This window comes from Streptomyces sp. NPDC007929, assembly GCF_042959065.1.
In the GTDB taxonomy this organism is placed as follows: Bacteria; Actinomycetota; Actinomycetes; order Streptomycetales; family Streptomycetaceae; genus Streptomyces.
Genome location: NZ_JBIBKD010000001.1, coordinates 289,634 through 314,254, shown reverse-complemented (window position 1 = coordinate 314,254; position 24,621 = coordinate 289,634). Strand labels below are relative to the sequence as shown.

Genomic DNA, 24,621 nt, shown 5'->3' with positions numbered 1-24,621 from the left:
TCTCCCCGTCTATCGCTTCGAGAGCACGGTCAACTGGCCCTCGTTGATGGTCACTTCACGTCCGCGCAGCACGATCTCGGCGCCCGCGCCGGTCGCGATGACCACGGCCTCCTTGGTGATGCGGACATAGGCGCCGCCCTGGGCCTGGAGGAGGATCCCCTGTTCGGTGCCGGGCGTGTCGTTCATGACGAGCTTGTGCGCCCCCGGTGTCTGCACCACGACCGGTTTGCTCGGCGAGCCGGCCTGGAGTTCGCGGCGCGCGTCGGGCGGCAGCTCGTCGGCGGCCCCGTACCAGCAGCCCGTCCACACCGGGAAGCTGGGATCGCCCTGCTCGAACTCCACCCACACGCCGGCGCCGGGCGGCGGCACCACGAACTGCCCCGACTGCGGCCCGGTGAACGGCAGGCAGGGCAGCGCCCAGGTGGACGGCTCGTCGCCGAGCACGTCCGGGACCTCGACGGTGACGCGGCCGATGCGCAGCGGGTCGTCGTTGTCGACGACCCGGCCGCGGAACTTGCCGAGGTAGCGATTGCTGGGTGCCGCCATGCTGGACTGCTCCTGTTTCCGTTGGGCCGGCGCTAGGGCCGGACGTAGTCGCTGCGGGCTTCGAGGCCCTCCCGGGAGAGGGTGAAGTTCTGCTGGAACGAGCCCGGCCGCAGGTTGTGCGTGACGGACTTGACGTAGTAGTCGCCGTCGTAGGCGCGTCCGGCACCGCGTACGCCGACGAGCTGGCGCGGCTGGAGGATGTAGCCGTGCCGGTTGACGTCGAGGGAACCGGAGCCGGAGACGACGTCGGCGGAGACGGCCGCGCGGGCGAGCAGTTCGGCCTCGGCCTGCTCGCGCTGCTGCTTGGCGGTGCCGGACAGCGTCCTGCGCTTCAGGGCCGGGGTGGGTCGGCGGCCCAGCGGCGGGCGCAGCGGGCTGATCGGCGGCTGCGGCAGCAGGGTGGACTGCCGGGTCCCCGGGTCCTGCCAGCGGGCCTGCGGTTCCTCGCGGGCGGTCCCGTCGTAGGCGAACGTCATCTGGTCGACGGTGGAGTGGGCGTCCAGGTTGACGTTGAGGGCGTGCTGGCGGATGCCGAGCCGGATCTCGGGACCCCAACGGGCTGAGGACTGACCCGGGTTGGGGCCCGGCTCCAGGTAGAAGGTGTAGCCGTTGGCGCGGGCGAGCTCGGTGACGTACTGGAGGTCGGTGCCGGTCTGGTAGTGCACGCGCAGGTCCTGGTGCGGGGGCTGGGCGACCTTCTCGGTGTAGACGTCGGGCCGGATGCCGTAGTCGGAGTAGCGGCGCAGGATGGCGAGCACGCGCTCGGACGGCGGCAGGTTGGGGTAGCGGGCGGTGCGCTCCTCCAGGTCCATGAGGAGGGTGAGGTCCTCTCCGGTGACCGTGAGGGTGGAGTGGCCGGGCCGGTTGCTGGCGCCGACCTCCTGCCGTACGACGAGCCCGTCGAAGAGCACGGCGGGCGTGCCCCGCACGGCGACGGTCACGATCAGCCGGGTCTTCGGGTCGAAGAACCCCTCGGGCAGCAGCCTGCGGCTGATGATGCCGTTCTTGGTGAGGTCGAAGGCGAGCTGGAATCCGCTGCGTTCGCCTGCGGTGGCGGTGATCTGGGCGGAGAGCAGGGCCTCGGTGACCTCGGCGGGCACGGGGCGGGCGAGCTTGGGCCCCATCAGGAGGGTGATGTGGACGGGGCCCTGCCCCACGGGCAGGTCAAACACGCCGGTCCCCCTGCGGGAAGCCACCGGCGAGGGGGATGTCGATGACGCGCCCGGCCTCGTCGGTCAGCTCCCGTGGATCGAGTACGGGGTTGGCGTCGGCGATCCGCCACCATTGGCCCGGGTCGCCGAAGTACTGCTGGGCGAGCAGGTCGGGGCGCTCCCCGGCGGCGACGGCGTGGGGTGCGGCGTCCTGCCCGGTGGCGTCGAGCGGGGGCAGCAACCGGCGTTTGGTGTAGCGCACTTCGGTGCCGTCCGGCCGGCGGTGCACCCCGATCTCGGCGTCGTGGTAGCGGCTGGTGCGCGGGTACGGGTGCGCGCCGGGTATGGCGTCGAGGGCGCTCTCGTACGGTTCGATGTCGGCCATGGTGTGGCTCAGCCCCTCCTGATCGATGCGCTCGCGTGCGCCGCCGTGCCGAGGCCGCCACCGAGCCCGAGGGCGCCGAGGCTGCCGCCCCGGGCCGCGGCGGCCAGCCGTTCCTTCTGGGCGAGGTGCGCCATGTACAGATCGGCCCCGCGGTGCCCGGCGGGCAGGTCGCTGACGGTGAGGATCTTCATCCCGATGCTGAGCGAGGCGCGGATCGGGTTGAGGTTCACGTCGAACGCGGACTCGTTGACCGACAGCTCGGTCAGCCGCACGGGCATGACCCGCTTGCTGCCCCAGGTGAACAGCGTGAGCGGCATCTCGATCGGGCTGATCTCGATGGCGCCCTTCTGCGACAGCTTGCTCGCGGCGCGCAGTTGGGCGGTGGTGGGCTGCACGAGCATCTCCAGCGTGGCGAGCTGGGGGTGGATGCCGTCGGGCGCGGCGACCTCGAACTGGTCGGTCGCGTCGATCTCGGCGGTGAACTTCCAGGTCTCCTGCGCGGGACCCTTCAGCCGCAACGCCTCGTTCCGGTCACCGCTCCCGGTCCCACCGCCTCCGGCGTCACCCCCGTCACCCGCCGACTGGGGGCTCACGCTGCGTTCGAGGGTGTCCGGGTTGAACTGGAGCACGATGACGCGCTGCGGTGTGCCGGTGTCGGGGTCGACGACGACGATGCCGGACCGGATGGGTTTGGGGATATCGGCGTAGCGGGTCATGGGTTCCTGTCCGTATCTAGCGCAGACGCTCGGCGAGTCGGACTCGCAGCGGCTCGTAGTCGTGCGCGGGGAACAAGCCGGGGAAGACTCGGAGCATTTCCTCGAGGAATCGCACGGTTACCTCGAATCGGTCGTGCGCCAGGGAGACATTCGTGAACAAGTACTGCCAGCCGAGCGTTCCCTTGGTGATCCGCAAAGCGTCGAGGTAACCACATAGATCGACATCCATCTGATGAATGCCACCACGCACGTCACTGAACCAGATCTCCGGGTTGTGCACGACGCCTTGTTGAATACGCAGCGAGGCGACCTTGCCTACGCCCGACAGGCTGGTGACGTCGAAATCCCGGAGCTCGGACAGCAATTCCCGCTGATCCGGATAGGGATCGGGCCAGCGGTCGACCGGTGCGGAGTAACGAAGCGCCCGGACGAGAGGGATGACATCGAACTCCCCGGCGAACAACGGGTCTTCGTCCTCGTCGGTCATCCCGGCTCCCCAGCCGGCCGCCATATCCGAAAATCGCAGATGACACCCCTTCAACGAGGATTCGAGGACAATACCGTCTCGCTCTGCGAGCGAGGCGAAAGCGGTATCCGCATCTCCGACATCCCCATCAGGGAACTCAAGGGTATCCATGTCCAAGAGAACATCGGGGCAGTCCCTCAACTCTGCGAAGACATCGATCCAGGCCCGCTCGGCTGCTGTTGGCTCCATTGGTCTCCCCACCTCAGAAATTGATCTTCACTCGTGCAGCGACCAGCTTCGCGAGGTCTTTTCGCAGCCGCTGAGCAGGTTCCCCCGTGAGTCCCGCAGCACCGGAGGACAGCGCCCCGACGAGGTCGTCCACGCTGTTATAGCTTCCGGGAGCCGCAGCGAGCAGCTTGACTATCTTCTGCGCCGTGGAGTCGGATACCCGCGTCACCATTCTCACCATGGCGGCCTTTGCCTTCTTGATATCGAATCCAGCCGCAAAGTTCGGTGCCGGGAAATTCTCCGCCCAGGTACTTGTCGAGCTCTTCTCCTGCCACTGGTTTCCGGACACCTTGTAGCCGCCCCAGCGCACCCCCACCCGCCGCGGAAATCCTGGATACTGGCCCCGGTAGTTGATGGACACCTGATACCAGATCATGTCTTCCGGGTCGGCCGGAATCGTTCCGTGCTCCACCACGTGCCCGAGAGCTGCCTGAGCGGGATGCTCGATCTGCACCATGGCCCTCGTATTGATGGCACCCAGCGCGGGGACGAGGTTGGACGTGGACGAGTGGCCGCCGATCTTCGCCGGAAGCATATGCATGCGCACCCAGAATCGACCTCGCTCGGAGCGCCCACCGGGGAGCTTCTCCAGCTCTTTCCAGCCCACCGGATGGGCACTGCGCCGCTCGTCCGCCTCCGTGCCCTTCGGCGTGCTCTTCTTGATATATCTGGCCTTGAAGTTGAAAGCCATGGGCCCGTCGGCGAACGGCGGCAGGATGGTGTCCGGCATCGGCGGCTCCTTATCGCCGGCATTCCGCTGCTCCAGCAGCTCCGCCAGGCGCTCCATGGCGTCCCGGAGCCCCTCGATGCGACGCTGGAAGGCCACGTCGCCCAGCGTGCCTCGGCTGATGCCATGACGGTTGCGGGGTTTGGGCAGGGAGTTCTGCATGGTTTCGACGGTCTGGGCCTGGCGGCGTGCGGCAGCGATGACATCCGTCATGGCATCCGCGAGGTCCGTCTTTCCCTTGTTCCTGAGTCCCTGGATCTCTGTGTCCCAGTTGCCGAAGTACCCGGCCATGGCCTGCAGGGCACTGCGGACCGCCAGGTCGGCGCTCCTGCCCTTTCCGTCGAAGAGGAGGGTGTGGGGTTCGCCGTCCTTCGTGCGGAACCGGACCCTGGGCAGTTCGAAGTCGGTGATCCCGTTGTTCTCCCGCTGACGCTCCTCTTCCCGTCTCCCGTCCCGGTCACGATCGCGGGTCCGGTCCCTGCCGTGTTCGTTCCGGTGCCGCCACTGGTCTCGCAGCCGTCGCAAGCGGTCGTTCAGGTGATTGCCCATCCTGCGGCGCGCCTTGCCGAAGAGCTTGGCGGCGGCGCGGCGGGCCCTGTTGACCGCCGACTTGATGGTCTGGCGGGCGCGGCGGAGCGGGCGGCGGCGGGGGCGGTCCTTTTCGGTGTCGCGGCGGCGGTCGTCGCCGCGCCGGCGGTCGTTCCGGCGGTCTTCGTCCCGTCGGCGGCGGTTGCCGGGGCCGCGGTCGTTCCCGCGGTCGTCGTCACGCCGACGGTCGTCCGGACGTGTGCCCCTGGGGTCGCGTTCGCCGTCGTTCCTGTCGCGGCGGCGGTCCGGGCGGGCGGGGCCGCGGCGGGTCGGGGTGTCGCGGCGGTCGGCCCTGTCGTCGTCCTTCATCCTGCGGTCGGCGTCCCGTATGCGCTTGCGGGCCGCGTTCACCTCCCGGCCCTCGTCGCGGCGTTCGTCGTCGTCGCGGCGCTTCTTCGGGCGGGTGGTGTGCGCGGGGCGTCGCTTCTTCTCCGGGGTCGAGCGCTTGCCGGGGCGGGGCTTCGACGGGGGGCGGGAGGTCCTGTCCGGGGACGGCTTGCGCGGCGCCGCCGGGCGGTCGGCGGGCCTGTCGTCCGTGCGGTCGGCCGGGCGGTCCGGGGCCGGAGTGCGGTCGTCGGTCGGGGAGGGACGTTCGTCCTTGGGCTTGGTGGGGGCATCCGGCTTGTCGTCGGCGGCACCCGGCTTGTTCCTCTTCGTACGGAGGTTCTTGAGCATGGTGCCGAGACGTTCGGCGACCTTGCCCATGAAGCGACTGACGCCCTCGACGAGGAACTCGTAGATCAGTTCCAGCAGCGCGACCACCCCGGCGGCGACCGCCTTGGCGAAGGGCAGCGCCCCGTTGCCGCTCTTGACCGACTTCAGGAAGTCCATGAACAGACCGAACGCGGCGAGGATCTCGCTGAGCGCGCCCCACGCGGTCTGGAGGGCGTCGATGACGGCCATCACCCAGCCGGCGCCGGGGATGAGCTTGGCGACGACCTTCTCGACGACCATCACGCCGATGATGACGGGGAGTTGGGGAAGCGCCTCGTCCCAGGCCATCTGCGCCATCTGCTCGACGGTGACACCGCCGGAGATCAGCTCCTGGAAGTCCTCCATCGGGACGCCGATGATCTCCTGGACCTTCTCGTTGAACCAGGCCCGGACGGCGGTCTTGATCTCCTCGAAGAGGTGTTCCTTCGCGCCCGTCTCCGCGGCGGCCCCGGCTTTGCTGATCCAGTCGCCCGGGTCGGAGACGATGTCGTTGAAGATGGCCGCCCACTCGCCGAGCGCGGCGACCGCCGCGGCACCGAACTCCAGTGCGCCGACGGTGACCGTCTCGGCGATGTCGACCGCCGCCAGCAGGCCGCCCTCCAGGGCGTCGAGCCCGGCCAGGAGCGCGCCGCACAGGCCGTCGAGAAGCTTGCCGGCGACCTCCTTGAGCGCGTCGGCGAACTCGTTGACCTTCTGCACGGCCCAGTCGCGCGCGCCGTCGATGGTGTCGCGCCACTTGTCGCGCATCGCCGGGTAGTCGGCGAGGAGTTCGTCGCCGAGGGCGATCAGCGCGTCGGCGAAGGTGTTGATCTGGTCGATGACCCAGTTGCGGGCGTCGTCGATGAGCTTGAAGACCTGCTGCTTGAACTGGTCGATGAGGTCGGTGACGACCTGGCGGGCCTTCTCGAACACGCTCTTGATGGCGTTCTTGAGGTTCTCGAAGAACTCCTTCAGTTTCTCGATGGCCTCTTCGAGCCAGTTGTCGGCGTCGCTCTTGCCCTCCTCCTGCTTCTTCTCCGCCTCCTTCTCGGCGCCCGTCTGCTCGTCGTCGATCTTCTTGTTGTCGTCCTCGGTCCGCTTGTCGACGTCCTTGTCGGTGTCCTCCTCCTTCTTCTTGATGTCGTCGCGGACCTTGTCGTACTTCTTGCCCTTCTTGTCGTCGATCTCCGAGACCTTGTCGTCCTGCTCCTTGCGCCACCGGTCCCGGGAGTCGGCGATGTCGGTGCGGCCCTTGTCACGGGCGTCGGCCTGCTTCTTGCCGCTGGCCGTGACCTCCTTCTGGAGGTCCTGGTCGTGCTGCTTGCGGTCGTCGGCGGCCTTCTTGTCCTTGGTCTGCCGCTCCTGGCCCATCTTCGCCCGGCCCTGGGAGAAGCCCGCCTGGATCTGCGGGCCCCGGTCGTGCTCGGCGACCGCGGAGGCCGACTCGATCGGCACGCCGCCGCCGGACACCGACCGCGTGCCGCCGCCCTTCGCGCCCTTCTTCCCGCCGGCCACCTTGCCGGTCAGGGTCTCCTTGGGCACGTCGGGGTAGATCTGGTCCTCGCCCATCGGGCGGGCCGCGTCGTCACGGCCGGACCGGTGCAGTTCGCTCTTGCGCTCGTCGAGCTTCTGCCCCTGCTCGTCGGTGCGCCGCGGGTCGGAGTCGTTCTCCAGCGGAAGCTTCGGGGCGTCGCCCACGCGGGCGTTCTTCAGGCCCTCGTCCTCGGTGGGCAGCCCGAGGATGGAGTCGATCAGGTCGTCGAGCGGGAGGATCTCCTTCAGCAGCTTGCCGAACAGCTGGGCGCCGATGGTGACGGCGATGTCCCACCAGCTGGGCTCGGGCACGTTCGCGCCCGGGACCTCGCCTTCCGGCTTCTGTTCGCCGCTGACCTCGGGCGTCCTGCCCGGGGCGGCCTCCGTACGGGCGACCTTGGCGTTGGTGTACGTGCCCGGGGCCGCCGCCTTCGGGCCGCCGGGGACCGTGCGCGGGGAACCGGCGGGGCGCTGCGTCGTGGGCGGTGCCTTGCGCAGGGCCGTGCGCTCCTTGTCGACCGAACGGCCGACCGCGCTGTCGACGCCCTTGAGGGTCTCCAGAGCCTGGTGCGGCTTCAGCCCTGCGGCCGTCGACAGGCCGAACTCGGGGGTGGCGTTGGAGACGTCCGGGGCCGGAGCCTCCTTCTTCGCCCTGGGGCTCGCCTTGGATCCGCCGGATGCGGAGGGGCGACCGCCGGACCGGACGGGGGCAGGAGCCGGGGACGTGCGGCCGCCGCCCGCGCCGCGGCCACGGCGTGACGCGGTCTTGGCCGCCTGCCGTGCCGCCTGGCGCTTGCCGCCCGTCGGCAGGGAGCGGGAGCCGCTGGACCCACCGCCGGGCCCCCCGCCGGGACCCGGGCCCTCGGTGGCCTTGGGTGTGTTGGTCTTCGGTTCGGGGCCCGCGGCCATCGGGGAAGGCCCGTTGCCCGGTGCCAGCTTCGGCGCGCTCGCGGGTCCGGGGGTGGAGACCTTGTCCGGCCCGGACTGCGGGCCGGGGGTGGTGCCCGGGCCCTTTCCTTCGGTCGCCTCCTGGTCGCCGCCGGGGGACGTCTCGGGTGCGGGGGCCGTCGTCCCCTGGTCCCCGGCGGCCTCGCGCCGACCGCCCGCCGGGCCTCCCTCGGGCTTGCCGGCCTGCTTGTCCTGCCCCTTGACCGCCCCGGCGCTCCCCGAACTCCCCGAACTCCCCTGCTTCGCGCCACTGCGGTCGGGAGCTCCGCCCTCCGGCTTCTGGGCGCTCTCGGGCCGGCTCTCCCCGCCGGAACCCGTACCCGTACCGGACGGTGCACCGGCGCTCTGGGTACGGGCGTCCTCCCCCGCCTTCGCCAACTGGTCCGGTGCCGCGGTCTCCCCGGGAGCCGTGACCGTCCCGGTCGCCGCCCCGTCCGCGTTCCGGGCCTCTTCGTCGCGCCGCGCGGCCTCGGAGTCCTCCTTGCGTTCGTCGGACTGCTTCCGCTCCGGGTCCGCCCCGGTCGCGTCCGGCACCAGGGCTCCCGAGGACGCCGTGGAGAGGCCCCCGGCCAGCTCGGACGCGTCGGCGGCCTGCTGCCCGCCGGACGGACCGCTCAGCAGTTCCTCGAAGGATTCGCCGCCGTCTGCCTCCTCCTCGGTGCGTGACTCGGCACCCCGGCCGGCCCCGGAATCCTGCCCCGCCGTATCCGGCGCCGGGGTGTCGGAGGCGGCCGACAGGCTGGGCAGCGGGGCCGTGCCCTTGCGCCGCTCCTCGACGAGGCTGGGGTTCTTCGCCGCTTCGGTGTATCCGACGAGGTCGGCATCGGGCACCGGCTCCCGACCCGCTGAGGCGGCCGGGTCGTCAGCCGTTTCCGGGCCGGAGTCGTCCTGGGTGGGCTCGGCGTCCAGCCCCAACGGCTCGTCGTCGGCGTCCTGTTCGTTCTCCGGATCGCCCACCGTTCGGGCCGACGCGCCCTCACCGCCGGTACGGGACTTCTCCCCGGGCTCGGCCCCGCTGCGGTCGACGCCGCCGGGCGCGGTGGCCTGCCGGCCGGGCGTCTCGCCCGAGTCCCGGGGCTGCTCCTGCTCGACGGCCTGCCGCTCCGGCTCCGGAGCGGCCTCCTCCTGGGCCCCGCTCCGCTCCTCACCTGCCTCGCGCTCGTCCTGCTGGTCCTGGCCCCGCTGGTCGCGCTCGGTGTCCGACGCGTCCTCGCGTTCGCCGTGGGCGTCCTGTCGCGCGTCCCGTCCGGAGGCGTCTTTCTCCTCCTGCCGGCCGGAGGAGCGCTCCTGCTCGTCCTTGACGCCCATCTGTTGCCGCGCGGCCGAACCCTCGGCACCCTGATGCCGCTCGGCCGAACCCTCCGCGCCCTGCTCCCGGCCGGCGGCCTCGCCGGCTTCCTTCCCCCGGGTGTCCCCAGCCGTGCCGTGCTCCTTGCCCGGCTCCCGCGTCCGTACGTCCCGCTCCGGGGTGCCGCCCGTCTCGGAGTCCTCGCGAGCGCGCTCCGCCTCGATCTCCTCCGTCGCGCCGGGCAGCGCGTGGGGAGCCGCCGCGGCATCCAGCGGCAGCGGGCCCGCGTCCTGTGTCTCCTCCACGCTGTCCAGCAGCCGGTCCACGACCGGCGCGGGCAGCCTCAGTTCCAGCCGGTCCAGGACGGTGTCCTGGACCTCGGGCGCCATGCGGGCCAGCTGGAGTCGTACCCGGCCCGACCGGTCCTCCGGGTCGCCGCGCAGGGAACGCAGCAGGCCGTTGGCGATGCGATCGACGAGGGTCGCCGGGTCCAGCTGCTCCATGCGGCGGCGGTCGGCGTCGACGGTCGCGTAGCGGAGCCAGCCGGGGGTCGCCTGCCCCTCCTCGACGTCCAAAACCGCTTCGGCCGTGCCGGGACCCGGGTCGCGCACCAGGTCCTGCGCCGTCGTCTCCGCCTCCCGCTCGATGGCCTGCTGCGGCAGGCTCACCGCGCCCAGTTCCCGTCCGGCCCGCAACGCACCGAGGCCGTGCGGGTTCTGGACCGTGTGCAGCAGCTCGTGGGCGAGCAGCCGGCGGCCCTCGTCCGTGCCGGGCCGGTACGCCCCCTCGCGGAAGAGGATGTCCTGCCCGACGGCGACCGCGTCCGCCCCGAGCAGATCCGCGAGCTGCCCGGCGTCCCGGCCGGTGTGCAGGCGTACGCGGCTGAGGTCGTGCCCGAGGCGCTCCTCCAGTTCCCGCCGGACACCCGGGTCGAGCGGCTGGCCCGCGCCGCTGACGATGTCCCTGGGCTCGGGGGCGCGGGACCGGGCCGCCCGCTCCTTGCGCTTGCGGCGGCGCTGCTCGGCGGACTGCTCCGAACGGCCGTCCTGGGTACGGGAGTCATTCATGGGGCCACCTCCCCGCGGCCGCTCAGGCCTTCGTGCACGGCACGCGCCAGTTCCTGGCCGAGCCGGCGCGCGGACAGCCCGGCGGGCAGCGGCGGCAGGCCGGACAGGACGTCGGCCGTCCACGGTCCGTCGGCGGGCATGCCGCGCTCGCGGACCAGCCGGGTCAGCTCGACTTCGAACGCGGCGGCCACCCGGTCGGGGTCGGCGCGGAAGCCGTCGAGGACCAGTTCGCCGATGTCCACGCGGATCTCGCGCGGGGCCGTGGCCCGGGCCGGGGCCCCGGCTGTCCCACCGCTGTGCGCGGCCCGGTTCGGGCCCCCCGCGATTCCGCCGCTGTACGCGGCCTGGTTCGGGCCCCCCGCGGTCCCGCCGCTCCGTGTCACACCCATCCGCGGACCTCCGTCGGCGTCAGGGAGCGTTCCAGCTTGAGGTATTCGGTGCGGGCCGCGGCGAGCATGTGCCGCATCTGCAACGCCTCGCCCTCCTCGGCGGCGAGGAACGCGCCGGACAGGGCGATGTTGCGGATCGAGCCGCCCGCCACCGTGAGCCGCGCGAGCAGCTCCGGGTCGATGTCCTTCACCGGTGCCTGCGGCGGCAGCACCCGGCGCCAGATCTCGGCGCGCTCGTGCTCGGCCGGGAAGGGGAAGTCGACGACGAAGCGGATCCGCCGCAGGAAGGCGTTGTCCAGGGCCTTCTTCATGTTGGTGGTGAGGATGGCGAGGCCGCGGTAGGCCTCCATCCGCATGAGCAGATAGCTGACCTCGAGGTTGGCGTACCGGTCGTGGCTGTCCTTGACCTCGCTGCGCTTGCCGAACAGTGCGTCGGCCTCGTCGAACAGCAGGAGGGCACCGCCGCGTTCGGCGGCGTCGAAGACCCGGCGGAGGTTCTTCTCGGTCTCGCCGATGTACTTGCTGACGACCTGGGAGAGGTCGACGACGAACAGGTCGAGGCCCAGTTCCTTCGCCATCACCTCGGCGGCCAGGGTCTTGCCGGTGCCGGAGCCGCCCGCGAAGAGGGCGGTGACGCCGAGGCCCCGGCGCAGGGTCGCGCCGAAGCCCCACTCCTGGTGGACCACCGACCGCTGCCGTACGTGGGCGACGATCTCGCGCAGCACGCCGATCTGCCGCTCGTGCAGCACGAGGTCGCCCCAGCCGGCCTGCGGTTCGATGCGGCGGCCGAGTTCGTCCATGCCGACCCGGGCCTCGTCCATACCGGCCCGCCAGGCGAGAGCGGCGGCGTCGAGTTCGTCCTCGTGGGGCAGTTCACGCCGTACGGTCGCGGCGGCGGACCGCACGACGTGCGGCGGCAGCTGGAACTGAGCGATCAGCGACCGCAGTTCACCCTCCGCCAAGTCGGCGACCTCACTGAACGCGTCGCCCCACAGGGCCAGTTGCTCCTCATCGCCGAGGCTCGGCACGGTCACCCGGGGGCCGTGCGGGCGGTCGGTGCGGCGTGGGTCGGCGCTGGAGACGACGACCGGCACGGCGGCTCGGGCCAGGAACGCCTCGGTGGCCGCCTGCTGCTCCCGGTCGGGCTCGCCGAACTCCACGAGCAGGGCGGCGGGCAGCAGGATCGCCTCGCGCTGCCAGAGCCGGGCGAACCGGTCGCGCTCGGCGGGGTCGACGGGGATGTCCTCGGCGCTCATCGAGTACAGCCCGAGCCCGGCACGGGCGGCGGCCGCGGCGGCGATGTCGGCGCGGCTGCGCAGATCGCCGCCGACGAGTTCGACGAGCAGCGGCGCATCGGGGCGGGCACCGTCCGTCCAGCCGCCCGCGACCCGGCTCGCGGCCAGGTCGTACGAGGGCGGCAGCCGGTCCGGGACGGGGGTGCGGAGCGCCTGGCCGTGCAGTCGGGCGTCCAGGTAGGGCGAGCCGAGGAGGAAGTGCAGGATGCGTTCGTCGAGCCGCAGCCGGGTGGTGGTCAGCTGTGACACGTCGTCGGGTTCCAGGATCCGCCAGCGCCGCAGCGGCGACACGGGCGGCAGCGCGCTCCAGTGCGGCTCGTCCAGGGCGGCCAGGGCGAGGGAGAACGTCGGGTGGGCCCGCTCCGGGTCGCCGGCGGCGGCGCAGCGCGCGGCGGTGGTGGGCTCCAGCTCCTGCGCGGCCGTGAGCAGGACGAGGTCCCGCTCGAACGCGGTGAGCCCGAAACAGGTGACCAGGGCGTCGAGGGGAGCGGTGCCGGGGCCGTCGGCGGACTCGGGGACGGGGGCGTGCGCCTGGCGCTCCTCACCCTTGGCACCGCGCAGCGCATGGGCGTCGACGCGGGCCAGGACACGCCGGATCTCCGCCGTGAGCGTCGTGCCGTCGCCCAGGGCGGCGGCAGCCCCGCTCTGCGCCGCGCCCGTTGCGTGCGTTCCCATGTCCTCACCTGCCCCCGTCGTTCCCATGTGCCTCAGTTCTCCGTGCCCTCACTGCCGTCCGCGTCCGCGCCCGCGTTTCCGTCCTTGTGCCTGGACGCCGGTTGCGTGCGCGCGGACTTGGCGGGCTTGGCAGCCGTCTTCTTCGCGCTCCTGGCGGGCTGCGCCGCCTTACGGCTCCGGGCCGCCTTGGCCGGCGTCTTCGCCTCGGTCCTCGCCTCGGTCCTGGCCACGGCCTTCGTGGGTGGGTCGGCGGGCTGCTCGGCCTCCTGCGAGGGTGGCGCGGCCGGCTCGTCCGGCACCGGGCCGGGCGAGGGCGCTCCCGGTGCCCCGAACGGCAGCACCCGCACCTTCGGCCGTTCCACCGGCTTCGCCGGCACCGGCGTCTCGCGCCCGTCGATGAGGACCAGCACGGCCTGGTAGACGACCGACAGCGCGTACGGCGTCTGGTGCAGCATCCCCCACAGCTTGGACGTCTCGTCGACGTCCATGGCCGTCGGGGTGAACCGCACCCGCTGCACCGCGTCGGCCAGGTCGCTGCCGTTCAAGTGGGGCCGCTGACCGGCGAGTTCGATGATGTCCCGGGGCAGCACCGGTATCTCGTGCAGGGTGCGCACCACCGAACCGATCAGCCGCTGCCCGACCAGCTCGGCCTCCTCGCCGTACGCGCTGATCAGGTAGTGCAGGTCGAGCGCGGCGGCCGGCCTGCGGACCAGGGTGCCGTCGGAGGCCCGGGTCGGCAGGTCGTGGTTGCGCTGCGAGGTGTTGGGCGTGACCTGGTAGAGGAACACGGTGACGGTCGGTTCGAGCGGCGGGTCCACCGGCGGCCTGCGCGGCTCGACCTTGACGGCGATGTCGATGTCCGGCGGCAGGTTGGCCTCGATCAGCAGGGCGAGGGCCTGGGTGACGTGGGCGAGGGCAAGTGCGTTGCTCATGGCGTCGGTTCCTCGGTCCCTCTCCTCGTCGTCCCGCTACTCGCGGCCTGCCCGCCTGCTCTCGCGGCCTGCCCGCCTGCTCTCGCGGCCGGCCCGCCTGCTCTCGCGGCCGGCCCGCCTGGTGTCGCGGCCGGCCCGCCCGCTTCTCGTCGTACGTCCGCCCGCCGGTGCCCGCTCACTCGCGCCCCCTGGCCAGATAGTCCGCCAGGCTGACGGTGGCTCCCGGCCGTTCCGCCTGCCGGGGCCGGGTCGGGCCGCCGCCCTGGGGGGCGCCGCCCGCGGTCACCTCGAGCCGTCCGATCTGCACCTGCACCACTCGCTCGGCCGATCGGCCCGGGCGCCGGGCCGCGACCTGACGGACGGCGTCCCGGGCGGCCGCCGTGTCCGCCGCGCTGGGGAGCAGCGGGGCGGACACGGCGGGGGGAGCGGCGTCCACACCAGGGGGGGTTGGTGCGGACGCCGCGCTCAGGGGGGCCGCCCCCCGGGGGCGGTTTCCGGCAGCCGCGCGACGGGCGGTGTCGGAGACCGGCCGCGGCGCGGGACGCACCGGTGTTGCGGGACGCAACAGCGGCTCGCCGGGCTCGTTCCTTACGGCCGGAGACGTCGCGGGCTCGGCGTGCGCGGGGGCCCGCTCGGTCCGGACGACCGTCCGCTCCCGTTCGGTGCGGACGACCTCGCGGGCCGGGGGGCGTGCCGGGTCCGGCCGGGCGCCCGGCGCCGGGGCGGCAACGGGCCACAGCGGCTCGGTGCCGTCCGGGTCCGGTGCGGTGGTCCGGACGGCCTCGGCCCGTTCGAACGGCCCGGCCAGCCGGGGCCGTACCCGCACCACGCCGGTGCGCCGCGCGGCGGGCGTCGCGTGCCGGGCGAGCAGCCGGTCGAGGAAGTCGGGCTCCGGCCGCCCTCGCGAGGTGGACTCAGACATCCGCACACAGCTCCAGGTAGTAGCGGCGCCGCAGCGGGCTGAGCGCCAGGATCTCCGGCTCGCTCCAGCCGTAGGCGGTGGCGAGCAGATGGACGTCGAGCAGGAGGTCGCGGGCCCAGGCGTCCAGTTCGGTCCACAGGTAGGAGGCGATGTCCAACTCGGCCCGGGTGCCTTCCCCGCACTCGGGGCAGGCGATGGCGAGCGTGACGTCGCCGCCCGGGTCGGCGTCCTGGGCCGCCTCGGCGATCCGGCGCTGCACGGCGGCGGGCAGCGCGTCCGCGCAGACCGGCCGCCCGTCGTGCACGGCCGCGGTCACGCACCGCGTCAGCAGGGCCCGGCGTGGATCGGCCGCACCGGCCGCCGCCGTCAGGTCGGCGACGCCGGGCACCCGGAACTCGACCTCCCAGCCGTCCTCGGCGATCCGCACCAGCGGCTCGCTCCTGCCGGCCAGGGTCCGGGTGAACTCCCCGGCGTCCAGCTCGAACTCCATGTCCGCACCGCACGCCCCGCACTCCAGACGCACCTGCATCCGCTCGCCGAACAGCGCCCGGCGCAGCGCGAACAGATCCGCCTCGCGCTCCCCGACCGGCAGCGCCAGCAGAGTCCGCTGATCACCGCCCAGATCGGGCCGGGCAGCCCGGTGCAGCAGCAGAGCACGCCCGTCCGGCGCCTGAGCCACCCCGGCCTCCCAGGTGGCCAGAAACTCGGCCGCCCGCGCGATGACCATGCCTCCCCCAATACGTGCCCCATAGGGGCGCGGGGAACTGCGCGACCAGCCCCCACGAACCCGCAGACGAACGACAACCCCCCTCGGCGCACCCAGGGGAGCGCCTACGCCGGGTTCAGGAACGAGGGTTCCTCCGGCTCGGGAACCTCGTAGTCCCGCTCCCACCCCTCGCACTCGAGCTTCAGCGACTGAATGGCCACCGCGTTGGCGTTGGCGTCCAGTTCGCCGAGGACCTGGTACTCGCTCGGCCAGGTCCGGTACAGCTTGTGGGAGACGGCGACCTGCCCAGCCTCGTTGAGGACCTGGATCACGATGTCCTTGCGGAAGTCCGCGAGGGACACCTCCGAGCCGAGGCCCGCGCCGACCTGCCAGACCTTGTTGGCCCAGCGGTCGAACTCGGGGTCGTGGGTGACGCCGCGTTCCAGGGTGATGCCCTCGAACTCGGAGCGGCCCGGCGACTTGCGCGGGGAGGAGGGGTCGCCGCCGTGCCGGTGCTTGACGACCTCGGTGGTCCGCTTGAGCGGGCTGATCTTGCTGATGCCGGCCACCGTCCGGCCGTCCCACAGGACCAGGAACTTGAAGTTCTTGTACGGGTCGAAGCGATGGGCGTTGACCGTGAACTCTGCCATCGAAAATGTCCTCAGGGGTTCCTTGGAGCGGTTCCTTGGAGCGGTTCCTTCGAGCGTTCCCTAGAGCGCGAACTGCCCGGACGTCTGCTGGATCTTGACGACCACGAACTCGGCCGGGCGGACCGGCGCGATGCCCACCAGGACGTTGACGACGCCGTTCTCGATGTCCTCGGTGGTCGTGGTGTCGCTGTCGCACTTGACGAAGTAGGCCTCGCGCGGGGTGCCGCCCTTGAAGGCGCCCTGGCGGAACAGCGTGTGCAGGTAGGAGGAGGCGGCGAGCCTGATCTGCTGCCACAGGTTCTCGTCGTTGGGCTCGAACACCACCCACTGCAGGCCGCGCTGGAGGCTCTCCTCGACGTGCAGCGCGAGCCGCCGGACGGGGACGTACTTCCACTCGCTGTCGAGGGCGTCGGAGCCCTCCAGGGTGCGGGCGCCCCAGACGACGGGGCCGGTCACCGGGAAGGTGCGCAGGCAGTTGACGCCCAGCGGGTTGAGCAGGCCGGTCTCGCGGTCGGTCAGGTCGACCGCGAGCGAGTGCACGCCGGCGAGCCGGGCCTCGGTTCCGGCCGGGGCCTTCCACACGCCGCGTTCGGAGTCCGTACGGGCGATGACACCCGCGACGGCGCCGGACGGCGGGAAGGAGCGCAGCCGGCCGGTGAGCGGGTCGGTGAGCTGGAGGTGCGGGAAGTACAGGCCGGCGTGGTTGCCGCGCACGGCGTCGAAGGCGGCGAGCCCGGCGCGGGCGGTGTCGACGCTGACCCAGCTGCCGGGCGCGTCGACCAGGAGGAAGATCCGCCGTTCCTGGCACAGCCGCTGGGCGGCGGAGACGACGGTGAGGGCGTCCTCGGTCTTCTCGTACGCGGCGAGTTCGGGCAGGGCGAGCAGGTTGACGTCGGCGACGCCGCGCAGCGCCTGGATGCCGGACTTGTCTGCCTCGGAGCCGATGAGGTCGCGCGGGCCGGGCGCCTCGCCGTCCTCGCCGCCCTCCAGCGGGAAGACGGGCGGGTTGACCGAGGCCTCCAGGCCCAGGTCGTTGGCGCACTCGCCGAGGAAGCGGACCACGTCGTCGGGGTCGGTGGAGCCCGCGACGACCTGGACACGGCGGCCGAAGGCGGTGACCTCGGCTCCGGCGAAGGCGTGCTTGCCGGGCGCGTCAGGCAGGGCGCGCAGCTTGCGCTCCAGCAGCAGTGCCAGCTCGGCGACGGAGGACGGGGCCTCGCCGTCGCAGTCGGGGTCGTAGAGGGTGAACTCCCGCTCGACGTCGCCGATCTTGACGGTGAGGTCGACGGCGAGGTCGGGCAGCTCGTGGCCGAACGGCTTGGAGACGGTGCCGGAGGGGTCGGGCCTGCCCTCGCCGACGACCTCGACGCGGATCAGCCGGGAGCCGGCGTTGACGACGGTCTGCACGAACCGGCCGTGGGACGGGTCGGTCGACAGTCCGGTGAAGCTCTCGCGGGCCTCGCCCTTGGCGTCGTAGACACGCAGGTTGAAGGTCTCGTCGGGGCGGGGCGTGTCGTGGTCGACGGCGACGCGCAGGCCGTTGCCCCACACGCCGGGCTCCTTGGCGTGCACCGCGAGGACGTCGCACTCGCTGTGGCCCTCGGTCGACTCCAGGGTGACGCAGGCGGCCTGGCCACTGCCGGCCTTGGCGACACGGACGATCAGGGCGACGGTGCCGCCGTTGCCGAAGAACTGGTGGACGGCGTAGCCGACGGCGCTCCGCGCGCTCAGGCCGCCGAAGCGCCGCTCAAACTCGGTGAAGCTGGTGACGCGCACCGGCTCGTTCAGCGGACCACGGCGGGTGTGGCCCACGAAGGCGGTCACCGAAGTGGTCAGGGTCGAGATGGTGCGGGTGCTGCTGGGAAGCTCTTCGACGTAGACACCGGGATACGTCGGCTTGGCGGCGCTCACTGCACTCATCGGCATTCCCCCTCCTATCCCTGTCTCGGGCACCCGATGGAGGCACCAAGAGGCGGTGAGGGAGGGACGTTCGGGTCGTGCGCGAGGGCGCCACACGCCCCGTCGGCGGTGGCCACGCGCACATCATCAGTTCCCCCGTCGGTGCCCGCGCTGTCGGTCGCACGGGCCAAGCGCATCGCTTGTGACTCCTGATGCTCAAGTGCTCAACCCACCCTGCGGCGTGAGGAGTTGACCGAACAAGACGGGTTCTGGCCAGCACGGCGGAAGGTTTTGTGAAGGCAAAGTTCCCGGATCCGCACATCGCGCCCGCGCGCCCTCGTGCACCGGTCCACACCTCCCGCACACCGACGGGCCGGCGGCGCGGACGGCATGCCTGAGGGACCCGCGTCCGGGGCACCGGGATCCGGCGCTCCGCGACTTCTCCCCGAGTCGCACACACCTCTCGGTGGCCGGATCCAACGGGGTGGCAGGAACGCGCACGAACTTGATCGCGGTCTTACGGGTCGCACCTTCGAGTGCCCCCTTTCGACCGGGACATGCCCGGCCCAAACGCCAGACCGCGCCACCCCTTCCGGCCCGTAGAAATATCTACGAGCATGGCTGTGGCCGGGCGGCACGCGGAACCCCGCGGATCACCGGCCCGTGTCCAGCGCGCGCCGGACCGCGGCGCCGTCGACTGTGCCTGGGGTGGCCATGCAGAGCGTCATGTGGAAGCAAGCCGTCGAGTGGCTCGCCGCGGCCGCCACGGACCCCCAGGAGTGCAAGCGGGAGTGGGACTACGGCACGGGAACGGTGCTCGTGGAGTCCGGGCGGTACTGGGACGTGCTGAGCGTCCCCGACCGCCTCGGCCTGCTCGCCCTGGACCTCCTGTGGCGCGACCCACTGAAGGTGCCCGGCCCCACCCTGGTGGACTGCGCGGCCCACAGAGTGGGGTTCTTCCTGCCGCCCGACCCGGTCAGCGAGTGGGTCGGCTTCGGGGTGCGGCACGTCGGCCGGGGGTCCTGGGTGGCCGTGCCGCCGCCGTACCGGCCCGCCGGCCGCCTGGAGTGGCTCGTCCCGCCGGACGGCTCCGGCACGCTCCACACCCCGAGCACACTCGAGGCGGCCCTGCGGGAGGCCAGCGGAACCCTCGCCGTGCTGGCGCCGGTCAGCGCGGAGCCGGTGGCACCGGACGGTTGGTGAGACGCACGCCGGACCCGGGCATCGCCACCGCGGGGTGACGGGCCGCGCCAGTGCGGGTGCCCGCGGGGGCTGCCTGACCCGGGGGCCGGCCGGGGGCGGGGTGGACGGCGGCGGCCGCGTGGACGGCGGCGGTCACATAGGCGGTTGTGGTCATCTGAGCGCTTGTGGTCACCTGGGCGGCTGTTGCCGCGTGGGCGGCTGTTGTCGCGTGGGCGGCTGCTGTCGCGTGGGCGCCGGTTGTCGCGTGGGCGAGTGTGGGCTGGTGGGCGAGTGTGGGCTGGTGGGCGGCTGTGGGCTGGTGGGCGGTGCTCACCGGGTTCGGAACGGCGGGCTGATGGGCGGCTCCCGCCGGGAGGGCAGTGGGCTGGTGTCCGGCTCCCGCCGGGAGGGCAGCGGTGGGCTGGTGTACGGCTCCCGCCGGGCGGGCAGCGGTGGGCCCGTGCGGGCTCGGGGCCGGGTGGGGGCCGCCCGGGACGACCGGGCCCATGTGCCGGCCGGCGGCCCAGCAGGTGACGGCGGTCCAGGTCTCGCTCTCGGCCGGGGCCGCGAAGGAGACCCACTGGCCGTCGCGGTGCTCCGGGACCGTGTGGCCCCGTGCCTCCCACTCGGCGACCAGGGCCGCGTAGATCGGCGGATGTCCCGCGTATCCGCTGGTGAGTTCGGCGTACGAGCGGGGCGCGGCGTGGTTCCCGGGAAGGCGCCGGGCCGTGTCCGTGCTGTCCATGCCAGGGGAACGCGGCGCCGTGCGCCGGTGGTACGCGGGCCGGGCCCCGTCCGTCGGGTCGAGTGAACCGGTCACCCGTACGGCGGCACCCTCGTACCGGACAAACATCCAGTCAGGCGGTCGCCCGTTCCGAACACCTCAGCCGGGTTCGCCGGAGTTCTCGACCGGGACGGGCCCGTCCGGTCAGACTGACCTCACCCCGAGAATCCGGTACGACGGCAGGGAGAGGCCATGTCACAGCGCCCTGACCTCCGGCAGCGCAGGGCCGTGCTGGAGCACGAGTGGTCCCGCTGGGTGCCGCGGCTGAGCGTGCCGGGCACTCGGCCGGGCGGCACCGCGACGCTGCGCCACGAGGTGACCGAGTCCTGGGCGCGTTCGCTGGGCAGTGTGGACCCGGGCCGGGACAGCGCCCCGGTCACCGACGGCGGCCGGGTGCACCAGCGCTGGACGTCCTCACCGCTGTACCGGCCGGTCTCCGCTCTCGCCGGGGAGCTGCACAGCATCGCCGAGGACGCCGGGTTCGTCACCGCCGTCACCGACGAGTCCGGCACGATCCTGTGGACCTGCGGCGGCCCGACCATGCGCCGCCGGGCCGAGCGGGTCAACTTCGCGCCGGGCGGCCGCTGGGACGAGCAGGCCATGGGCACCAACGCGCTCTCCCTCGCCCTGCGCACCGGCCGCCCCAGCTCCGTCTTCTCGGCGGAGCATCTGGTGTCGGCCCTGCACGGCTGGGTCTGCTACTGCGCCCCGGTGCACGGCCGGGACGGTCGCGTCCTCGGCGTACTGGACCTGTCCACGACCTGGGACCGCTCGCACCCCCTGGCCATGTCGACGGTCCGCACACTGGTGTCCAGCATCGAGGCGCGCCTGCACGGATCCGACGGCGTCCGGCCGTCCGCCGCCCCGCCAGAACCCGGGACGGGACAGCTGCGGCTCACCTGTCTCGGCGCCGAACGGGCCGTGCGCGACGGACGGCAACTGCAGGTGCGCCCCCGGCAGTTGGAGATCCTCGTCCTGCTCTGCCTGGAACCCGGGGGTTTCTCCGCGGAACGGCTGCGCGCGGCCCTGTACGGCGACCGTCCCGTCACGTCGTCGACGTTCAAGGCGGAGATCTCCCACCTACGCCGCGCGCTGGGCGGCGCGATCTCCCCCCGCCACTACGCCCTCACCGACCCCGTCTCCTGCGACGCCGCCGACGTGTTGCGCGCGCTGGAGCAGGGCGACACGGACACGGCCCTGCGCCGCTACGGCGGCCCGCTGCTCCCCCGCTCCGAGGCACCCGGCATCGAGGAGTGGCGCACGCGCCTCGAAGTGGCGGTGCGCGATGCCGTACTGGCGAGCATCCACCCGGAGCACGCCCTGCGGTACGGCGAACGGGCCCCGTACGACGCGGAGGTCCACGAGCACGCGCTGCGGCTGCTCGGCCCGGGCGACACCCGCCGGGCGATCGCGCGGGGCCGGCTCGCGACGGCCCTGCGCGGCTGACGGACGCCCGGTCCGGCACGGCGCCAACCTTGCGCCAACCTCCCGGGAGCACAGTGAGGGCGTCCCCACCCGCCCCGCACCGCACTTTCACCGAGGAGAGCCGCCATGGTGTACGCGCAGCCAGGAACCGAAGGCAGCATCGTCACCTTCGCCCGCCGCTACGACAACTTCATCGACGGCGACTGGACAGCGCCCGTCGAGGGCCGCTACTTCGAGAACCCGACGCCCGTGACCGGCAAGGCCTTCTGCGAGGTCGCCCGTTCCTCGGCGGCCGACGTCGACCTCGCGCTGGACGCCGCGCACCGAGCCGCCGACCGGTGGGGCCGCACGTCCACCACGGAGCGCGCGAACATCCTCAACAGGATCGCGGACCGCATCGAGGAGAACCTGGAGAAGATCGCGGTCGCCGAGACATGGGAGAACGGCAAGCCGGTCCGCGAGACCCTGGCCGCCGACATCCCGCTGGCCGTGGACCACTTCCGGTACTTCGCCGGGGTCGTCCGCGCACAGGAGGGCAGTATCGCGGAGATCGACGCCGACACGGTCGCCTACCACTTCCACGAGCCGCTGGGTGTGGTCGGCCAGATCATCCCGTGGAACTTCCCCGTTCTCATGGCGACCTGGAAGCTCGCCCCGGCGCTGGCCGCGGGCAACTGCGTCGTCATCAAACCGGCCGAGCAGACCCCGGTCAGCCTGCTCTACGTCATCGACCTGATCGCCGACCTGCTCCCACCGGGCGTGGTCAACGTCGTCAACGGCTTCGGCGTGGAGGCGGGCAAACCGCTGGCCTCCAGCCCGCGCGTGGCGAAGGTGGCGTTCACGGGTGAGACCACCACCGGCCGTCTGATCATGCAGTACGCGAGCGAGAACATCATCCCCGTCACCCTGGAACTGGGCGGCAAGAGCCCGAACATCTTCCTGCCCGACGTCATGGCCGCCGACGACGACTTCCTGGACAAGGCGGTCGAGGGCTTCGTGATGTTCGCCCTCAACCAGGGCGAGGTCTGCACCTGCCCGTCGCGCGCTCTGATCCATGCCTCCATCTACGACGACTTCATGGCCCGCTGCGTCGAACGCACCCGGGCCATCGTCGGCGGCGACCCGCTGGACCCGGCCACCATGATCGGTGCGCAGGCGAGCAACGACCAGTACGAGAAGATCCTCTCCTACCTCGACATCGGCAGGCAGGAGGGCGCTGAGGTCGTCACGGGCGGCGGCCCCCGCGCGGTGCCGGGCCTGGAGGGCGGTTACTACATCGAGCCGACCATCTTCCGCGGCACCAACGACATGCGGATCTTCCAGGAGGAGATCTTCGGCCCGGTCGTCTCGGTCACGAAGTACGACTCGGTCGACGAGGCCCTGAAGATCGCCAACGACACCCTCTACGGCCTCGGGGCGGGCGTCTGGACCCGCGACGGCAACACGGCCTACCGCCTGGGCCGCGAGATCAAGGCGGGCCGCGTCTGGACCAACTGCTACCACGCGTACCCGGCCCACGCGGCGTTCGGCGGCTACAAGAAGTCGGGAATGGGACGCGAGACGCACAAGATGATGCTGGACCACTACCAGCAGACGAAGAATCTCCTGGTGTCGTACTCGGCGAAGAAGCTGGGTTTCTTCTAGACACATGCGAAAAGGCGCCTGACCTGGGTTTCACCCGTCAGGCGCCCTTCGTGCAACCCGTTCTCGACCGGGGCCCGGCTTGCGCGCTAACTCCCCATTCCAGCCGCACCGTCACCGGGACACCGCCCCGCAGCGCCGCGACCTTGCTCAAGGACGGGTTGAACCCCACCACCCGAAACGCCGCCAGCAGATCTGTGGGCCGCCAGATGTCACGTCTGGCAGCAACCCACCGCAGGTTCCACTTCACCTCAGGGCTCCCCGCATCGCTTACCAGCGGCCGCACCGCTCGCCCAGCCGCCTCCCGGCACGCCTGCTCCGGATCCGCCTGCGCGGTCGCCAGATACCGGAACCGTGGTCGTGGTCCACTCATGTCCCAACAACCTCTGCACCTCCCAAAGCGTCATTCCCCGCTCATAGTTGTGCGTCGCGCAGGCATGCCGCAGCAGGTACGGGTACAGCTCGGCGACCGGCCCTGGAAGGAGCAGCCGGGACGCCGCCTTCAAGGCACGCCGGAACGTGGCCAGCACGAGCGCGGGCGAGATCGGCAGTTCAGAGCCGCCACCGCGCCCGGCACCCGCTCGGACGGGAACAGCGGGGCCAGAGGGCGCTCCGGGTCGTCCCGGAACATCCCGCGGACCTCCTCGACGTACCACCACAGCAGCTCACGGCCTTGCTGAAACAAGAACGCCTCGCGTTGCCGGGGCCCCGATCCGCGTGCGCCCTTGCCCTCGACGATGAACCTGCCCCACTGCCCGGACTCCCAGTGCACGTCCGAGACCCGCACGCCGCACAGCTCGGAGGCCCGCACCCCGGACAGGTACGCGAACTTCGCCATCACGTAGTCGCGGCAGGCCACAGCCTCCTTCCGCGCGGCCGGCAGAGCCTTGCGCCACCGCGCGAAGAAGTCGGTCATCGCCCGCTGCGACGGCGGCACGCGCAGGCCGAAGTCCCCACGGTGGCGTGGCCGGTTGAACGGATCGACGGGCGCCTCGACCGCGGCGCCGAACAGGCGACTGATCTCGCCGGCATACCGCTGTTCAAGGAACGCGTCGAAGCCGTCGATGTTGGTGGTCTTTGCTCACACCGTGGACCGCGCCCGCTTGCCCACGCCCGCGAAGTACCGGTCCAGGTGCTTCGGCTGATCCGACGACGCCGACCGCCGCCCGTGCAGCGTGAAGACATCGGCCAGAGGCATCCCGAAGCTCAGGGGACCCTCGTTCTGTGGGGCATGCGTCGGCAAGAGCGCCAGGCGACGAGTTTCAAATTCCTCCACGGATCCGCAGATCAGGGCCGCTACTCGCAGAATCTGCCAGTGATCGCAGGAATCTCACGCCATCGGGTGACGAGTCGAACAGGCCCCGTTGACCTGTTGACTTGCGGCGTTTCTCCCACAGCGCGCCACTTTGGAACCCGTACGTGCTCGGGTTGCCCCTGCCGATGAATCATTCGAGTCATCGGCAGGGGCCCCGCCTGCTCAGAGTGCCCTAATGGTCATAGCCTCCGGCATGCGTTGAGGAAGGCCTGTTCGAGGTCCCGCGCGGTCACATCCGCCACGAAGTCCTCGACGACGTAGAACAGTTCGTTCAGCACGGCGAAGTCCTTGTCTGAAACGTCCCGCAGGCCATGCAACTCGGACCAGAACTTCGACTCGAATTCCAACGCGTCGATCTTTCCGACGATGAAGAGCTCGGTCATGGGCACGTATGGCGAGAGTGTCGCGTT

The 24,621-nt window shown here is 71.8% G+C and carries 18 protein-coding genes and 2 pseudogenes; 3 read left to right on the top strand and 17 right to left on the bottom strand.

From position 1 onward, the window contains the following. Positions 1-9 precede the first annotated feature (9 nt). The 13 genes from ACFZDE_RS01450 to ACFZDE_RS01390 all read right to left on the bottom strand — a co-directional run bounded on the left by ACFZDE_RS01450 (position 10) and on the right by ACFZDE_RS01390 (position 17,891). Complete coding sequence (locus tag ACFZDE_RS01450) at positions 10-546, bottom strand: phage baseplate assembly protein V (protein ID WP_391196365.1); 537 nt, start codon at positions 544-546, stop codon at positions 10-12. Positions 547-578: 32 nt separating this feature from the next. Beyond that, positions 579-1,718, bottom strand: a complete 1,140-nt coding sequence (locus ACFZDE_RS01445) for a hypothetical protein (protein WP_391196363.1) — start codon at positions 1,716-1,718, stop codon at positions 579-581. Beyond that, positions 1,711-2,082, bottom strand: coding sequence for a hypothetical protein (locus tag ACFZDE_RS01440; protein WP_390991477.1), 372 nt, complete (start codon positions 2,080-2,082; stop codon positions 1,711-1,713). The genes ACFZDE_RS01445 and ACFZDE_RS01440 overlap by 8 nt, the downstream gene beginning before the upstream one ends. An 8-nt stretch (positions 2,083-2,090) precedes the next feature. Further along, the gene (locus ACFZDE_RS01435) at positions 2,091-2,798 is read right to left on the bottom strand and encodes a hypothetical protein (protein ID WP_391196361.1); all 708 of its coding nucleotides are present in this window, start codon (positions 2,796-2,798) and stop codon (positions 2,091-2,093) included. A 16-nt stretch (positions 2,799-2,814) separates the two neighbouring features. Next, positions 2,815-3,513, bottom strand: coding sequence for a hypothetical protein (locus ACFZDE_RS01430; protein WP_391196360.1), 699 nt, complete (start codon positions 3,511-3,513; stop codon positions 2,815-2,817). 13 nt (positions 3,514-3,526) lie between these two features. Next, positions 3,527-10,396 carry a DUF4157 domain-containing protein gene (locus ACFZDE_RS01425; RefSeq protein WP_391196357.1) on the bottom strand — a complete coding sequence of 2,290 codons (6,870 nt, stop codon included), beginning with the start codon at positions 10,394-10,396 and terminating at the stop codon, positions 3,527-3,529. Continuing rightward, a complete protein-coding gene (locus ACFZDE_RS01420; RefSeq protein WP_391196355.1) occupies positions 10,393-10,785 on the bottom strand; it encodes a hypothetical protein in 393 nt (130 codons plus the stop codon). Before ACFZDE_RS01420 ends, ACFZDE_RS01425 begins: the two co-directional genes overlap by 4 nt. Beyond that, the gene (locus ACFZDE_RS01415) at positions 10,776-12,755 is read right to left on the bottom strand and encodes an AAA family ATPase (RefSeq protein WP_391196352.1); all 1,980 of its coding nucleotides are present in this window, start codon (positions 12,753-12,755) and stop codon (positions 10,776-10,778) included. The genes ACFZDE_RS01420 and ACFZDE_RS01415 overlap by 10 nt, the downstream gene beginning before the upstream one ends. A 32-nt stretch (positions 12,756-12,787) precedes the next feature. Next, the gene (locus tag ACFZDE_RS01410; protein ID WP_391196349.1) at positions 12,788-13,687 is read right to left on the bottom strand and encodes a Pvc16 family protein; all 900 of its coding nucleotides are present in this window, start codon (positions 13,685-13,687) and stop codon (positions 12,788-12,790) included. Positions 13,688-13,862: 175 nt separating this feature from the next. Further along, entirely contained in the window at positions 13,863-14,609 is a 747-nt protein-coding gene (locus ACFZDE_RS01405) for a hypothetical protein (protein ID WP_391196347.1), read from the bottom strand. Beyond that, complete coding sequence (locus ACFZDE_RS01400; protein ID WP_391196344.1) at positions 14,602-15,336, bottom strand: hypothetical protein; 735 nt, start codon at positions 15,334-15,336, stop codon at positions 14,602-14,604. The genes ACFZDE_RS01405 and ACFZDE_RS01400 overlap by 8 nt, the downstream gene beginning before the upstream one ends. A 104-nt stretch (positions 15,337-15,440) precedes the next feature. Continuing rightward, positions 15,441-15,965 carry a phage tail protein gene (locus ACFZDE_RS01395; protein ID WP_004003113.1) on the bottom strand — a complete coding sequence of 175 codons (525 nt, stop codon included), beginning with the start codon at positions 15,963-15,965 and terminating at the stop codon, positions 15,441-15,443. Between the two features lie 60 nt (positions 15,966-16,025). Continuing rightward, positions 16,026-17,891 carry a phage tail sheath subtilisin-like domain-containing protein gene (locus tag ACFZDE_RS01390; protein WP_391196342.1) on the bottom strand — a complete coding sequence of 622 codons (1,866 nt, stop codon included), beginning with the start codon at positions 17,889-17,891 and terminating at the stop codon, positions 16,026-16,028. A gap of 687 nt (positions 17,892-18,578) precedes the next feature. On the opposite strand from ACFZDE_RS01390, the gene ACFZDE_RS01385 reads away from it, so the two are divergent. Continuing rightward, positions 18,579-19,067 (top strand): hypothetical protein, encoded by a 489-nt coding sequence (locus ACFZDE_RS01385; protein ID WP_391197418.1) that lies wholly within the window; start codon positions 18,579-18,581, stop codon positions 19,065-19,067. Here the strand turns inward: ACFZDE_RS01385 and ACFZDE_RS01380 are convergent. Next, on the bottom strand, positions 19,033-19,791 hold the full coding sequence (locus ACFZDE_RS01380; protein WP_391196340.1) for a hypothetical protein: 759 nt from the start codon (positions 19,789-19,791) through the stop codon (positions 19,033-19,035). The two genes, ACFZDE_RS01385 and ACFZDE_RS01380, sit on opposite strands and share 35 nt — an antisense overlap. A 231-nt stretch (positions 19,792-20,022) precedes the next feature. On the opposite strand from ACFZDE_RS01380, the gene ACFZDE_RS01375 reads away from it, so the two are divergent. Continuing rightward, positions 20,023-21,276 (top strand): transcriptional regulator, encoded by a 1,254-nt coding sequence (locus ACFZDE_RS01375; protein ID WP_391196338.1) that lies wholly within the window; start codon positions 20,023-20,025, stop codon positions 21,274-21,276. 105 nt (positions 21,277-21,381) lie between these two features. Further along, on the top strand, positions 21,382-22,899 hold the full coding sequence (gene adh / locus ACFZDE_RS01370) for an aldehyde dehydrogenase (RefSeq protein ID WP_391196337.1): 1,518 nt from the start codon (positions 21,382-21,384) through the stop codon (positions 22,897-22,899). A 97-nt stretch (positions 22,900-22,996) separates the two neighbouring features. Here the strand turns inward: adh and ACFZDE_RS01365 are convergent. From ACFZDE_RS01365 to ACFZDE_RS01355, 3 genes and pseudogenes are all read right to left on the bottom strand, one after another. Continuing rightward, positions 22,997-23,146: pseudogene (locus tag ACFZDE_RS01365) on the bottom strand (XRE family transcriptional regulator); the annotation flags it as partial. 6 nt (positions 23,147-23,152) lie between these two features. Further along, a pseudogene (locus ACFZDE_RS01360) lies at positions 23,153-24,202 on the bottom strand (tyrosine-type recombinase/integrase); the annotation flags it as partial. Between the two features lie 188 nt (positions 24,203-24,390). Further along, positions 24,391-24,594, bottom strand: a complete 204-nt coding sequence (locus tag ACFZDE_RS01355) for a hypothetical protein (protein WP_391196335.1) — start codon at positions 24,592-24,594, stop codon at positions 24,391-24,393. Positions 24,595-24,621: the final 27 nt, after the last annotated feature.

What these genes read in the sequence shown, in the direction of transcription:
- ACFZDE_RS01450 (WP_391196365.1), bottom strand. Translation starts at nt 546, where the DNA reads ATGGCGGCACCCAGCAATCGCTACCTCGGCAAGTTCCGCGGCCGGGTC.
- ACFZDE_RS01440 (WP_390991477.1), bottom strand. Translation starts at nt 2,082, where the DNA reads ATGGCCGACATCGAACCGTACGAGAGCGCCCTCGACGCCATACCCGGC.
- ACFZDE_RS01435 (WP_391196361.1), bottom strand. Translation starts at nt 2,798, where the DNA reads ATGACCCGCTACGCCGATATCCCCAAACCCATCCGGTCCGGCATCGTC.
- ACFZDE_RS01430 (WP_391196360.1), bottom strand. Translation starts at nt 3,513, where the DNA reads ATGGAGCCAACAGCAGCCGAGCGGGCCTGGATCGATGTCTTCGCAGAG.
- ACFZDE_RS01425 (WP_391196357.1), bottom strand. Translation starts at nt 10,396, where the DNA reads ATGAATGACTCCCGTACCCAGGACGGCCGTTCGGAGCAGTCCGCCGAG.
- ACFZDE_RS01420 (WP_391196355.1), bottom strand. Translation starts at nt 10,785, where the DNA reads ATGGGTGTGACACGGAGCGGCGGGACCGCGGGGGGCCCGAACCAGGCC.
- ACFZDE_RS01415 (WP_391196352.1), bottom strand. Translation starts at nt 12,755, where the DNA reads ATGGGAACGCACGCAACGGGCGCGGCGCAGAGCGGGGCTGCCGCCGCC.
- ACFZDE_RS01410 (WP_391196349.1), bottom strand. Translation starts at nt 13,687, where the DNA reads ATGAGCAACGCACTTGCCCTCGCCCACGTCACCCAGGCCCTCGCCCTG.
- ACFZDE_RS01405 (WP_391196347.1), bottom strand. Translation starts at nt 14,609, where the DNA reads ATGTCTGAGTCCACCTCGCGAGGGCGGCCGGAGCCCGACTTCCTCGAC.
- ACFZDE_RS01400 (WP_391196344.1), bottom strand. Translation starts at nt 15,336, where the DNA reads ATGGTCATCGCGCGGGCGGCCGAGTTTCTGGCCACCTGGGAGGCCGGG.
- ACFZDE_RS01395 (WP_004003113.1), bottom strand. Translation starts at nt 15,965, where the DNA reads ATGGCAGAGTTCACGGTCAACGCCCATCGCTTCGACCCGTACAAGAAC.
- ACFZDE_RS01390 (WP_391196342.1), bottom strand. Translation starts at nt 17,891, where the DNA reads ATGCCGATGAGTGCAGTGAGCGCCGCCAAGCCGACGTATCCCGGTGTC.
- ACFZDE_RS01385 (WP_391197418.1), top strand. Translation starts at nt 18,579, where the DNA reads ATGCAGAGCGTCATGTGGAAGCAAGCCGTCGAGTGGCTCGCCGCGGCC.
- ACFZDE_RS01380 (WP_391196340.1), bottom strand. Translation starts at nt 19,791, where the DNA reads ATGGACAGCACGGACACGGCCCGGCGCCTTCCCGGGAACCACGCCGCG.
- ACFZDE_RS01375 (WP_391196338.1), top strand. Translation starts at nt 20,023, where the DNA reads ATGTCACAGCGCCCTGACCTCCGGCAGCGCAGGGCCGTGCTGGAGCAC.
- adh (WP_391196337.1), top strand. Translation starts at nt 21,382, where the DNA reads ATGGTGTACGCGCAGCCAGGAACCGAAGGCAGCATCGTCACCTTCGCC.
- ACFZDE_RS01355 (WP_391196335.1), bottom strand. Translation starts at nt 24,594, where the DNA reads ATGACCGAGCTCTTCATCGTCGGAAAGATCGACGCGTTGGAATTCGAG.